This window comes from Streptomyces sp. NPDC055955 (assembly GCF_042270245.1).
Lineage (GTDB): Bacteria > Actinomycetota > Actinomycetes > Streptomycetales > Streptomycetaceae > Streptomyces.
In genome coordinates this window covers 101,356-113,681 of the sequence record NZ_JBHJYS010000010.1, presented here as the reverse complement: position 1 = coordinate 113,681, position 12,326 = coordinate 101,356, and the positions used below count along the sequence as shown (strand labels likewise).

At 71.9% G+C, this 12,326-nt stretch carries 13 protein-coding genes; 2 read left to right on the top strand and 11 right to left on the bottom strand.

From position 1 onward, the window contains the following. Positions 1–183 precede the first annotated feature (183 nt). Both ACFC96_RS21480 and ACFC96_RS21475 read right to left on the bottom strand, forming a co-directional pair. Positions 184–1,194: a polysaccharide deacetylase family protein gene (locus ACFC96_RS21480; protein WP_376260119.1), complete on the bottom strand. Its 1,011-nt coding sequence runs from the start codon at positions 1,192–1,194 to the stop codon at positions 184–186. Next, the gene (locus tag ACFC96_RS21475) at positions 1,194–2,132 is read right to left on the bottom strand and encodes a polysaccharide deacetylase family protein (protein ID WP_376613602.1); all 939 of its coding nucleotides are present in this window, start codon (positions 2,130–2,132) and stop codon (positions 1,194–1,196) included. The genes ACFC96_RS21480 and ACFC96_RS21475 overlap by 1 nt, the downstream gene beginning before the upstream one ends. 82 nt (positions 2,133–2,214) lie before the next feature. Here ACFC96_RS21475 and ACFC96_RS21470 point away from each other — a divergent pair, with 82 nt between their 5' ends. Beyond that, positions 2,215–3,438 carry a methyltransferase domain-containing protein gene (locus ACFC96_RS21470; RefSeq protein WP_376260123.1) on the top strand — a complete coding sequence of 408 codons (1,224 nt, stop codon included), beginning with the start codon at positions 2,215–2,217 and terminating at the stop codon, positions 3,436–3,438. Positions 3,439–3,645: 207 nt separating this feature from the next. On the opposite strand, the gene ACFC96_RS21465 is transcribed toward ACFC96_RS21470, so the two are convergent. The 8 genes from ACFC96_RS21465 to tsaB all read right to left on the bottom strand — a co-directional run bounded on the left by ACFC96_RS21465 (position 3,646) and on the right by tsaB (position 11,356). Beyond that, on the bottom strand, positions 3,646–4,905 hold the full coding sequence (locus ACFC96_RS21465) for an RNA polymerase sigma factor (protein ID WP_376613600.1): 1,260 nt from the start codon (positions 4,903–4,905) through the stop codon (positions 3,646–3,648). Between the two features lie 56 nt (positions 4,906–4,961). Continuing rightward, positions 4,962–5,318 (bottom strand): YciI family protein, encoded by a 357-nt coding sequence (locus ACFC96_RS21460; protein WP_376613598.1) that lies wholly within the window; start codon positions 5,316–5,318, stop codon positions 4,962–4,964. Positions 5,319–5,487: 169 nt separating this feature from the next. Further along, positions 5,488–7,491, bottom strand: a complete 2,004-nt coding sequence (locus ACFC96_RS21455; protein ID WP_376227247.1) for a cell wall-binding repeat-containing protein — start codon at positions 7,489–7,491, stop codon at positions 5,488–5,490. Positions 7,492–7,720: 229 nt separating this feature from the next. Continuing rightward, on the bottom strand, positions 7,721–8,707 hold the full coding sequence (locus ACFC96_RS21450) for an LCP family protein (protein ID WP_376613742.1): 987 nt from the start codon (positions 8,705–8,707) through the stop codon (positions 7,721–7,723). A 130-nt stretch (positions 8,708–8,837) separates the two neighbouring features. After that, on the bottom strand, positions 8,838–9,095 hold the full coding sequence (locus tag ACFC96_RS21445) for a hypothetical protein (protein ID WP_376613596.1): 258 nt from the start codon (positions 9,093–9,095) through the stop codon (positions 8,838–8,840). Continuing rightward, a complete protein-coding gene (gene tsaD, locus ACFC96_RS21440) occupies positions 9,092–10,189 on the bottom strand; it encodes a tRNA (adenosine(37)-N6)-threonylcarbamoyltransferase complex transferase subunit TsaD (RefSeq protein ID WP_376260132.1) in 1,098 nt (365 codons plus the stop codon). Before tsaD ends, ACFC96_RS21445 begins: the two co-directional genes overlap by 4 nt. Next, entirely contained in the window at positions 10,182–10,685 is a 504-nt protein-coding gene (gene rimI / locus ACFC96_RS21435) for a ribosomal protein S18-alanine N-acetyltransferase (RefSeq protein ID WP_227300514.1), read from the bottom strand. Before rimI ends, tsaD begins: the two co-directional genes overlap by 8 nt. Positions 10,686–10,702: 17 nt before the next feature. After that, entirely contained in the window at positions 10,703–11,356 is a 654-nt protein-coding gene (gene tsaB / locus ACFC96_RS21430) for a tRNA (adenosine(37)-N6)-threonylcarbamoyltransferase complex dimerization subunit type 1 TsaB (protein ID WP_376260133.1), read from the bottom strand. A 108-nt stretch (positions 11,357–11,464) separates the two neighbouring features. Here tsaB and ACFC96_RS21425 point away from each other — a divergent pair, with 108 nt between their 5' ends. Then, complete coding sequence (locus tag ACFC96_RS21425) at positions 11,465–12,019, top strand: hypothetical protein (RefSeq protein WP_376613594.1); 555 nt, start codon at positions 11,465–11,467, stop codon at positions 12,017–12,019. 33 nt (positions 12,020–12,052) lie between these two features. On the opposite strand, the gene ACFC96_RS21420 is transcribed toward ACFC96_RS21425, so the two are convergent. Then, positions 12,053–12,271 carry a hypothetical protein gene (locus ACFC96_RS21420; protein WP_376260137.1) on the bottom strand — a complete coding sequence of 73 codons (219 nt, stop codon included), beginning with the start codon at positions 12,269–12,271 and terminating at the stop codon, positions 12,053–12,055. Between the last annotated feature and the right edge of the window lie 55 nt (positions 12,272–12,326).

The window sequence follows — 12,326 nt, the reverse complement described above, 5'->3', positions numbered from 1 at the left end:
GTTGACTGTCTGAGGTGGCGACCAGGTGGATCCGTCGTCGCGGGTGCCGGACCTGCCCGTCGCTATTGGCACTCTCCAGTGGGGAGTGCCAGGGCCGAGACTATGACCGCGATTAGCACTCGGTCAAGCGGAGTGCCAATTCACTGAGGGCGAGTCTTCCGCACGGCCCCTGCGGCCCGTCCTTCACAGGTAGTCCTCCAGCCTCCCCACCGTGAACCCCTGGGCCTGGATGCGGCGTAGCAGCCGCGTCGTCGCCCCGGTGAGCGTCGTCCCGCGCGGGTCGTCGCCGTCACGGAACTGGGCCCGGACGATGTCGCCGGGACGCAGTCGGCCCTTGTCCGCGTACCGCGTGTCGCCGCTCCCCACCGAGGCGCGCCACAGGACCACGGCGTCGACCCCGCAAGTGGCGGCGGCGCGCAGGGTGTTCTGGTCGTACTCACCGAACGGCGGGCGCAGGAGGCGGGGGCGGGTGCCGAAGCGGTTCTTCAGCCGGTCCTGCTGGCCGCAGATCTCGGCGTGCTGCTCGGCGTACGGGAGCGAGGGCAGGAAGTGGTGGTTCAGGGTCTGGTTCTGCACGACCGCGCCGAGGGCCCGCAGTCTGCCGAGGTGGTCGTGGCCGGGGCCGGCGACGCCGTCCGTGAGGAAGATGCTGACGGGCAGCCGCAGGTCTCCGACCATGTCGGCGAAACGAGGGTCGCGGTCCACGCCGTCGTCGAAGGTCAGGAAGACGACGCGGTCCTTGGTGCGGACGTGGTCCACGACGGGCGGGAGCGCGTGGGGGCCCGCCCCCGCTGTGGACGCGTGGCGCGCCGGGGGTCTCGGCGCCGGGGCGAGCGGCGCGGAGAGTCCCCAGCGGCGGTAGGCGTCCGGGGCGCGGCCGTCACGCGCGGTCGTGCCGTGACGCGTGGGGGCGTGCAGGGGCGCGAAGTGCACCGGCCCGCCCGCACCGGTCCTCCCGGCCCCGCGTGCGCCCCACGGCACACCCCCCGGACCGACGGCCGGTGTGGCCGTCGGCGCCGCGTCCTGCGAGTGGCGGACCTTCTCGGCCGCCTTCCGGCTGAGTCGCTCGATCGGGTCCACGGACTGGGCGCACCCGGCGAGCAGCGCGGGTGCGAGGACACCGGCGGCCAGGGCGGCGGCGAGCAGCCGCCGGGGCCCGGTGCGCGCGGGGGCCCGTCGCGCCCGCACGGACATCACAGGTAGTCCTCCAGCCTGGCCACCGCGTACCCCTTGCCGGTCACGTACTTCATGAGCAGGCGGACCATGTCGGTCATGCTGCCCTTCCATTCCCCGCGGCCCCGGAAGTGGGTCAGGATGATGTCGCCGGGGTGCAGGTCCCGGTCCACCTCGCGCCACTCGACGTGGTCGACGTACACCTCTTCGTTCCAGATCGGCACGTACTTGATGCCACAGGACCTGGCGGCGCGCAGCGTGTCCCGGTTGTAGTTGCCGTACGGCGGGCGGAAGAGGACGGGCCGCTCGCCGTACTGCCTCTGCATGATGTTCTGCATGCCGCAGATCTCGCGCTTCTGCCCCGCGTAGGACAGGCCGGGCAGATACGGGTGCGTCAGCGTGTGGTTGTTCAGCGTGACGCCGCGGGCCCTCATCTTCCCGAAGTAGCCGTAGTCGTCCTTCACCAGGTAGTTGCTGAGGAAGGCGGTGTACGGGATCTTCAGGTCGCTCATCATCTGCAGGAAGGCCGGGTCCTTCTCGGAGCCGTCGTCGATGGTGAGGAACACGACCTTGTCCTTGGTCGGCACGGTCGTGAAGACGGGCGGCAGATCCTCCTGGCCGTCGACCTCGAAGCCCTTACGGGCCCTGATCACGGGCTTCTGGGCGGGCGCGGGCGGCGCGAGGAGCGGCGGCTCCGACAGGCGCCACTTCTTGGCCATCGCGACCCGGGCGGCACGCATCGTGCCCGCGTGGGAGTCGAGGGCGCCGGCGGGCGGCGCATGGAGGGGCTGCTGGCCGGGCGCGGGCTCGACGGCCTTCGTGCTGTCGACCGCGGCGCACCCGGAGGCGACCGCGCAGGCGGCGAGAACGGCGAGAACGGCCCGCGTACGGGCGTGACGGGTCCCCCGACCCGACATCCCTTTCACCGCTCTTTTGTCGTTTTGTCGTACAAGTCGCATGGCGCCGGATCCTCGCAGCTCACAGCGCCGATCAGGGCCCGACACCGCGGCCGGGCGCGCACCGTCCACCGACTGGCCCACAATGGGCCTGGTGAACGACCTCGCCTCCTTCAGCTCGCTGCTCTCCGCGGAGGGCCAGGCGCTCCTCGACGACGTACGGGACATCACCCCCGGCCAGGAGCTCGCCGTCGCCACCCGGCTGCGCCGCGACCACCCGGCGGACCTCGTCTCGGCGGCCATCGCGCAGGCCCGGCTGCGGCAGCGGGCCGCGGCGAAGTTCGGCGAGGCGGACGCGCGCCGCATGTACTTCACGGCGAACGGCGTCGAGCAGGCGACCCGCACGAGCGTCGCCACCCGTCGCGCGCAGGAGTTCAAGGCGCTCGGGGTGCGCTCCGTCGCCGATCTGTGCTGCGGAATCGGCGGCGACGCGATCGCGCTGGCCCGCGCCGGGATCTCCGTACTCGCCGTCGACCGTGACCCCCTGACCTGCGAGGTCGCCCGCGCGAACGCTCGGGCCCTGGACCTCGACGGGCTGATCGAGGTCCGCGAGGCCGATGTCACCGAGGTCGACACGGAGCCGTACGACGCGGTGTTCGTCGACCCCGCCCGCCGGGGCGGCGGCAAGGGGGGCGGCCGGATCTTCGATCCGGAGGCGTACTCCCCGCCCCTGTCCTGGGCGGTCGGCGCGGCGCTCGGGGCCCCGCACGCGGCCCTGAAGATCGCGCCCGGCATCCCCCACGAGGCGATCCCCGACGCGGCCGACGCCGAGTGGATCTCGGACGGCGGGGACGTGAAGGAGGCCGTGCTCTGGTTCGGCACCGAGCCGGGCCGCATGCGGGCGACGCTGCTCCCCGGGCCGCGCGCACTCACCGGCCGGGGCCTCCCGGATCCCGAAGTGCGGTCCGTGGGACGGTACTTGTACGAGCCCGACGGCGCCGTCATCCGCGCCCACCTGGTCGCCGAGGTGGCCGAGGAGGTGGCCGGCGGGCTGATCGACGAGACGATCGCCTACGTCACGTCCGACACGCTGCGGGCGACGCCGTACGCCACCGCGTACGAGATCACGGACCGGCTCCCGTTCAACGTGAAGAAGTTGAAGGCGCTGCTGCGGGAGCGCGAGGTCGGGATCCTGACGGTGAAGAAGCGGGGGTCGGCCGTGGAACCGGAGGAGCTGCGCCGCAAGGCGCTGCCGAAGCGGCACGGCCCGAACGCCGTGACGGTCTTCCTGACCCGCGTCGCGGGCGCCCCGACGATGCTGCTGGGGGCGCCCGCGCAGCCGGACACCGGAGGCGACGCCGACTCCTGAGCGGCAACAGCCCCACCCTCGCCGGAGAACGAGGCGCCCCAGGGCGTTTCGTGTGGATCAGGCCGGACCGGGGAGCGGGTTCCGACCCGGTGCGTCGCAAGGCGGAGGAAGGAGCCCACGCGGAGCGCCGGCAATGGAGGACAACGCCGCGAGGCGCGGGTGCCGGCACCCGCGAGCCCGGCCTGATCCACACGAAACGCCCTACCCTCACGCCTGCGCACGGGCCAGCAGCAACTCCCGCTCCCGCTCATTACGGGTCAGCGAACCGGCCCGCTCGAACTCGGCCCGTGCCTCCTCGCGCCGCCCGAGCCGCTCGAGCAGGTCTCCGCGCACGCTCGGCAGCAAGTGGTAGTCGCGCAGCGCCGGTTCACCGGCCAGGGCGTCCACCAGGGCCAGACCGGCCGCTGGCCCCTCGTCCATGGACACCGCCACCGCCCGGTTCAGCTCGACGACGGGGGAGGGCGCCCGGGCGGCGAGCAGCCCGTACAGCGTCGCGATCCCCTTCCAGTTCGTCTCCGCGTACGTGTGGGCGTGCGCGTGACTGGCGGCGATCGCGGCCTGGAGGGCGTACGGGCCGGGGCCGCCGCCGGTGGACACCGCCTCCGCGCGGCCGAGCGCCGCGAACCCGCGCCGGATCAGGAGCTGGTTCCAGCGCGTACGGTCCTGGTCCTTGAGGAGAACCGGCTCGCCCGACGGGCCCGTGCGGGCGGCCGAGCGCGAGGCCTGGAGCTCCAACAGCGCGGCCAGACCGTGCACTTCGGGCTCCTTCGGCATCAGGCCGGCCAGGAGCCGGGCGAGCCGCAGCGCGTCCTCGCACAGGCCGGGGCGCAGATAGTCGTCGCCGGCCGTGGCCGCGTACCCCTCGTTGAAGATGAGGTAGATGACCTCGAGGACCGAGCCGAGGCGGGCCGCCCGCTCGGGGCCGTAGGGCACTTCGAAGGCGACGTTCTTCTTGGCGAGGGTGCGTTTCGCGCGCACGATGCGCTGGGCGACCGTCGACTCGGGGGCCAGGACCGCGCGGGCGATCTCGGCGGTGGTCAGGCCGCCGAGAAGCCGCAGCGTGAGAGCGACCCGGGCCTCGGCGGACAGGACCGGGTGGCAGGCCGTGAAGACGAGGCGGAGCAGGTCGTCGTCGATGTCGTCCGGGTCGGTGGGCTCGTCCAGGTGGGGCGGCGCGGCCTCCAGCTCACGGCCGACCTCCGCCAGCTTGCGCGCGTACCGCTCCTTGCGGCGCACGAGGTCGATCGCCCGGTGCTTGGCGGTGGCCATGAGCCACGCGCCGGGGTTGTCGGGGATCCCCTCGTCCGGCCACTGCTCCAGGGCGGCGACGAGCGCGTCCTGCGCCAGTTCCTCGGCCATGCCCACGTCCCGGACGATGCGCGTGACGCCCGCGATGATGCGGGGCGCCTCCAGACGGAAGACGGTCTCGATGGCGTGGGCCGCTTCGGCAGTACGTTCTGCTGTCACGGCCCACCATCAGACACCCCCGGCCGTACGGCGACCAAGGTCCTGTCCGGCGTGGCTCAGCCCTCAGCGATCTCCCGGATCTCGGAGGTGACCGTCCAGTGCTCCTCGTGCACCTTCAGGAAGCGCTTGGTCCACTCCAGGATCTCGGCCCGGTCCTTGGCCTGGATGATCGCGTAGCCGCCGATGACCTCCTTGGACTCGGTGAACGGCCCGTCGGTGACGGTGATCTCGCCGTTCTCGTAGTGCACGCGGGTGCCCTCGGACGACGGGTGCAGGCCCGCGGTGTCGAGCAGCACGCCGGCCTTGGTCATCTCCTCGATCAGCTCGCCCATGCGCTGCATCAGGGCCTCGCTGGGGCCCTCGGCGGGGGCCTTGCTCTCGTCGATACGGACCAGCGTCATGTAGCGCGGCATGGTGACTCCTCGTTCGGTGCGGTCGGGGGTTCTCCCCGCTCTCACTTACGCGTCGAACGGAAGACCGGCGAATCGACGCGCTCGCCGGATTTTCTTCGGGAGTTTTCTCCGGCAGGCCGGGGGCCCCGGGCGGATGTGTCCGCCCGGGGCCCCCGACCTGCTGTGATGCCTACTCGACGGTGGTCTTCAGCGAGCGGGCCTGCGGCTGCGGCTGCGGCGCCACGGAGGCTGCCGGCCGCTCGGACTGCCGCGTCGTCGCCGTTCCCGCCGGAGCCACCCCCTTGTAGTACGGGAGGTAGTCCACGAGCGAGCTTCTCGCGCTGACCGCGGAACCGGCCGCCGCGAGTTCGGATGCCGACACCGAACCGGTGCCGCCGTACGCGATGACGTGCTGGAGACCGGCGGCCTGAGAACGCAGATAGGCCGCGTCCGCGTCCGTCAGAGTCGTCTCGTCGGTCCACAGCACGGGCCCGTACCAGAGCTGCCCGGTGGCCGCGGAGATCCCGCCACGCCAGCTGTCCGTCCAGGCGAGACCCACCTGGTGCGGCGAGGACCACCAGAACCTGGCCAGCGCCACCGAGGTTCCGTCGTGGCCGCTGCCCGAGACCGGGTAGTACGACCAGCGGTCGGGCCAGTGGGAGAACGCGGTGTGCGTGAGCGCGTACTTCGCCGAGGCGCCGACCGGGATGACCATGGTCGTGTCCGGGTCGAGCGAGTTGAGGTACGAGTTCACTGAGGACGTCAGAGAGTTGCCGTCGTTGAGGACGACGGTGCCCTTGCCCCCGTAACCGAGCGCGCCCGCCGCCACCGAGGCCGCGATCGCCGAGTGGTAGTCCGTTCCGGTGGCGAGGAACACGTACTTGGGCGCGCCGGTGACCGCCTTCGCCACGGCCACCGACGTCGAGTAGCGCGAGGTGCCCGCCAGCCGCTTCGGGGTGAAGCCGAGCGAGGTGACCTTGGTGGCGACCGCGCTGGAGAGGATGTCCGTGCCGCCGACGAGATAGACGGTCGAGCCGGGCTTGAGCGTGCGCTTCAGTTCGCTCTGGACCGCGGTCGACAGCGACGACTTCGGCGTCATCAGGACCGGGCCCTGCTTCTGGCCGCCGAGCGACTGGGCCGTGAGCGCGTAGGACGGGCTGTCCTGGCTGACCAGCACGGCTGTCCTGGCGTCGACGAGGCCGGGCTCGCCCTGTCCGACGCTGTTCCAGCTCCAGCGGGACACGGCGGCGTTGGTGCCCGGCGAGTCGGCGCCCCAGACCCGCATGGTGTCGTTGTGGCGCAGGGGCTGCCAGGCGATGTCCGTGGTGGACGAGGTGCTGGAGGGGTTCGGCATCGTCGTGACGTCGCCGCTCTTCACATCGACGATGCGGGTCGCCGACGCGTCTTCGTCGTAGCCGTTGTTGAACGCGATGCGCGTGCCGCTCGGCGACCAGGACGGGGTGTAGGCGGCGTCGCTGAAGGTGAGCTGGCGCTCGCCCGTACCGTCGACGCCGATGACGAAGAGCCTGGTCAGCCCGCCCGCTTCCCGCACGAAGGCGACCTGCGTGCCGTCGGGCGAGATCGCGGGGTCCTGGCCGACGTCGGTGAGCTTGGTGAAGCCGCCGGTGCCCGCGTCGTACAGCCAGATCGCCGAACCGGTCGTCGTGCCACAGGTGTCGCCCGTACGGACGAAGGCGATCAGGCCGTTCACCGAGGCGCTCGGCGCGCGGTCGCAGCCGTCCTCCGTCGTGGAGAACAGCGGCTGCGCATAGCCGGAGCCGTCGGACGGTGCGTAGCGCAGCCGGCCATCGCCCGAGTAGACGACGGTGCCGCCGCCGTACAGGAACGTCGGGTGGGCGACGCCGCGCACCGAGCTGTCGTGCTCAGGAATCTTCACCAGGGTGGAGCCCGTGTAGCGGCGCGTCTCGACCCTGCCGTCCTTCACGTACGCGACCCGGCTGCCGTCCGGCGACCACGCGGGCTGCGCCGCGCCGGCGAGGAAGTCGGTGTAGGTGCTGGTGCCGAGCTCGTGCGTCTGCAGCACGTTCAGCGCGCCGTTGAGGAACATCAGCGTGCCGTCCGTGGCCTGCCACGTGACCGGCTCGGCGGCGGCCGCCCCCGGCGCCGCCATGCCCGCCGCCAGAGCGACGGTGGTGCCCAATGCCGCGAGCACGCGGCATCTGCGAATCTTCATGTGCCCCCACAAGAGTGTCCGAAAGGCCGTCGTTCGTCTCCCCGACACGGAACGGAAACCTCACGTTCCTGTACGACAGCTGCGTCACTGTAGCGGCGCGGGTGACCGGAAGGGAATGACTTTCCTCCGCATGCCACCTACACGCCCCGTGTCAACCGGCTCCTCCCCGGCAGCCAGGTGCGTCAACTCCTCTTCCGGCGCTACCCGTTGACGTACGGCACCTGACGCGTCATCGCAGCGAGGCCCACAGCTTCCCGGCCTCCGGCTCGTCGGCGACGACACGGTTGGGGTCGGACGGCGCCGGGAGCACCGGCATCATCACTGTCTTCACCTCGTCGGCCGACAGCCCCTTCAGGCTGCCCGCCAGGCTCTGGAGTTCACCGAGCGAGTCGAGCCCGGTGTCCGTCGTGAGGCTTTCCGTGAGGGCGTCGGCGACCTTGTAGAGGCGGGCCGGGTCCGACAGGAGATCGCTGCCCGAGACCTCCTCGACCAGAGCCTTCACCAGTTGCTGCTGGAGTTTGATGCGCCCGAGGTCGCTGCCGTCACCGACGCCGTGGCGGGTGCGGGCGAAGGCGAGGGCCTGCTTGCCGTCGAGGTGGTGGTGGCCCGCGTCGAGCTGGAGGTGGCTCAGGTCGTCGTGGATGTCCTCGGTCGTGGTGAGGTCCACGCCGCCGAGCGCGTCGACGACCGAGGCGAAGCCGGAGAAGTCGATCTCCAGATAGTGGTCCATGCGCACGCCGGTGAGCTTCTCGACCGCCTTCACCGCGCAGACGGGACCGCCCACGGAGTACGCGCTGTTGAACATGACGCCGTACGCGGCCTGCGTGCTGCCGCCGGACGAGGCCGGGCACGCGGGCCGCTCGACGAGGGTGTCGCGGGGGATGCTGACGACGGTCGCCGCCGAACGGTCGGCGTCCAGGTGCACCACCATCGCGGTGTCGGAGCGGGCGCCTTCGCTGTGGCCGCCGCCGAGCGCGGAGTTCTTGCTGCCGCTGCGCGAGTCGGAGCCGAGGACGAGGATGTTCAGCGCCCCGGCGGGCGGCGCGGTCGCCGAGGGCTCCGGCGTGGCCGGGGCCGGCTTCGGGGGCCGGTCGTCGCCGAGCGCGCTGTCGATGTCGACGCCCCGGATGTTGTGGTCCAGATGCCAGTACGCCCACGCGGCCCCGCCCCCGGTGAGGACGAGCACGCAACCGGCCACGACACCTGCCGTCTTCACCAAACGCCCACGACGGCGCTGTATTCGCTTCACAGGGCGAACATAAGTCGGAATTATTACAACGGTAAACCAGTCGGGCGCCGTTATTCGGGAATCTCAGACGGTTCTCACGTCTCCGGACGACGCCTCCTCAGGCGGGCGCGACCGCCTCGAACCGCCACCGATGCACCGTCCGGGTCACCAACTCACCCTCCGGCTCAGGCAGTTCGGGCAGTTCGGCGCCGTACGACGCGTCCCACCAGGTGATGACGAGCACTCGGTCCTGCGGGGCACGGAAGAACTCCCGCCGCAGAGGCTCCGCCGCGAGGACCTGCCCCCGCGCCCAGGCGAGCAACTCCTCGCCCCGCCCCTCGGCCGCCCGGGCCTCCCACATCAACGCGACGGTCATGAGTACAGGTTGTCCTTCGCGGCCTCGTGCGCGTGGTCGTGGTCGTGCGTGTGCCCCGGCACGTGCGTCTCCGTCACCGGCAGCGACGAGTCGGCCGACAGGTCCCAGGCGGACGCGGACCGGTTGCGCGCCACCATCTCGGCGCCGAGGGCCGCGACCATCGCGCCGTTGTCCGTGCACAACTTGGGCCGCGGCACGCGCAGCCGGATCCCGGCCGCCTCGCACCGCTCCTGGGCGAGGGCCCGCAGCCGCGAGTTGGCGGCCACACCGCCGCCGATCATGAGGTGGTCGACACCCTCGTCCTTGCAGGCGCGCACGGCCTTGCGGGTCAGCACGTCGACGACGGCCTCCTGGAAGGACGCCGACACGTCCCGCACCGGAACGTCCTCACCGGCGGCCCGCTTCGCCTCGATCCAGCGCGCCACGGACGTCTTCAGTCCGGAGAAGGAGAAGTCGTACGCGGGGTCGCGCGGCCCGGTCAGCCCGCGCGGGAAGGTGATCGCGCCGGGGTCGCCCTCCTTCGCGTACCGGTCGATGACGGGACCGCCGGGGAAGCCGAGGTTCAGCACCCGGGCGATCTTGTCGAAGGCCTCGCCCGCCGCGTCGTCGATGGTCGCGCCGAGGGGGCGCACATCGGAGGTGATGTCGGAGGAGAGCAGCAGCGACGAGTGCCCGCCCGAGACGAGCAGCGCCATCGTGGGCTCGGGCAACGGCCCGTGCTCCAGCTGGTCGACGCAGATGTGCGAGGCGAGGTGGTTCACGCCGTAGAGCGGCTTGCCGAGCGCGTACGCGTACGCCTTGGCCGCCGAGACGCCCACGAGGAGCGCGCCCGCGAGCCCCGGGCCCGCGGTGACGGAGATCCCGTCCAGGTCGGAGGCGGCGACCCCGGCGTCCTTCAGGGCGCGCTGGATGGTCGGCACCATGGCTTCCAGGTGTGCGCGCGAGGCGACCTCGGGGACGACACCGCCGAAGCGGGCGTGCTCGTCGACGCTGGAGGCGACCGCGTCGGCGAGCAGCGTGTGGCCGCGGACGATGCCGACACCGGTCTCGTCGCAGGAGGTCTCGATGCCGAGGACGAGCGGTTCGTCAGCCATTTTCGGTTCCTTGTACGGGTGTCACTGAGGTCGAGGGGTCGGTCAGACGCATCACGAGCGCGTCCACGTTGCCCGGCTGGTAGTAGCCGCGGCGGAAGCCGATGGGCTCGAAGCCGAAGCGCTGGTAGAGCTTCTGCGCCCGGGTGTTGTCGACCCGCACCTCGAGCGTCACCTCGGAGCACTCGAGGTCGGTCGCATGGCGCAGCAGGACGGTGAGGAGCCGGGCGCCGAGCCCCGTGCCCCACTGGTCACGCACGACGGCGATGGTCTGCACGTCGGCCCCCACGCCGGAGCCGCCTTCGTAGTCCGTGCCGGACGCGGCGAGGCCCGCGTACCCGACGAGCCGGTCGCCGTCGTGGGCGACGACATAGCGGCGGGTCGACCCGGCGCCGCGCGCGTGCGCGAGCTCGGACCAGAACATGCCGCGGGACCACGCGTCGTCCGGGAAGAGATCCTTCTCGAGCGCGTGCACGGAGTCGATGTCCCACCAGCGCATCTCGCGCAGCACAGCGCTCACTTCGGAGTGACCACCTTGTAGTTCTTGGGCACCTGCGCGTCGGGCCGCCGCAGATACAGGGGGCGCGGCGCCTGGAGCTCCTCGCCGGCGCCGAGCTTCTCGGCGGCGAGGGCGGCGAGGGCGGCCGCCGACACGTTCTCGGGGGTGCGCGCGTCCGGGAACGCGTCCGGGTACAGCACGGCGCCGGCGCCGACCGCGGGAAGACCCGCGACCTGCTCGGCGATGTCGGCGGGGCGGTCGACGGCGGGCTCGGTGACACGGGTGCGCGCGTCCTCGTAGCGCGCCCAGTAGACCTCCTTGCGCCGCGCGTCCGTGGCGACGACGAAGGGGCCGTCGACCTCCGCGGCGTAGGCGAGTCCGTCCAGCGTGCACAGACCGTGGACGGGCACGCCGAGAGCGAGCCCGAAGGTGTCGGCGGTCATCAGGCCGACGCGGAGGCCGGTGTAGGGGCCGGGGCCCACGCCGACGACGATGCCGGTGACGGCGTCGAGTCTGACGCCGGCCTCGGCGAGCACCCGGTCGACGGCGGGCAGCAGCAGCTCCCCGTGGCGGCGGGCGTCCACCTGGCTCGATGCGGCGACGACGGACGAGCCGTCGTGCAGGGCGACGGTGACGGCGGGGGTGGCGGTATCCAGCGCGAGCAACAGCACGCAAACAGCCTACGGCTCCGGCGCCCCGCCCACGGCCGCCCCGGTGACCCGCACGCCTGCTGCTACCGTCACCCCAAAGACGTACGGGCACGAGAGGTGGGCACACAGGTGGCACGGAGCAGCTCGGGATTCGTGGCCGGGCTCACCGCGGCGGCGCTCGCCGTGGTCGGCTTCCTCGCCTACCAGGCGTCGGCCAGCGCGCCGGACAGCCTGGCCCCGTCGACGGCCGGGAAGACCCCCTCCACGGCCGCCTCCCACTCCCCCAAGGACAAGAAGAACCTGAACGCGGTACCCGCGAAGTCCGGCACCGGCGAGCGGGTCGTCTACTCCGTGGACGACGACCGGGTGTGGCTGGTCGCGGACGGTGGCACGACGCAGCGCACCTTCAAGGTGACGCCGAGCACGGTGGACCCGCCGGTCGGCAAGTACGTGGTGACGTCGCGCTCGGCTTCGATCACCGGAAGCGACGGCGTTCCGATCGAGCACGTGGTGCGGTTCGCGAACGTCGACGGCATCACGATCGGCTTCAGCGCGGCGGTCGACGGCTCGATGCCGGAGCCGGACCCGGCCAAGAAGACGGGCGGCATCCGCGAGAAGCGGGCGGACGGCGACGCGATGTGGGACTTCGCGACGATCGGCAAGAAGATCGTCGTGGTCCAGTAGAACCCGTCCTTCGAACACGCGCCGCGCACACCCTCACGCGGCGTCGCGACGCCCCTCACCGGCACGGGCACGTGCGCCTTCGGTGTCCCCCTCCCCCTCCTCGACGGCAGGCGGGGTGGACACGGCCGAGGCGGCGGCACAGGACGCGAGCAGATCGCTCATGGACAGCCCCGAGGCGGCGATCCCGGACATGTCCCCGTGCCCCGGCATCACGCGGGGCTGCTGCGGCACGTCACGTTCTGAAGCCGACATGGATGCCTCCTGGGGCTCCGGGGCAGCAAAGTTAGGTAGACCTAACCAGGACTGA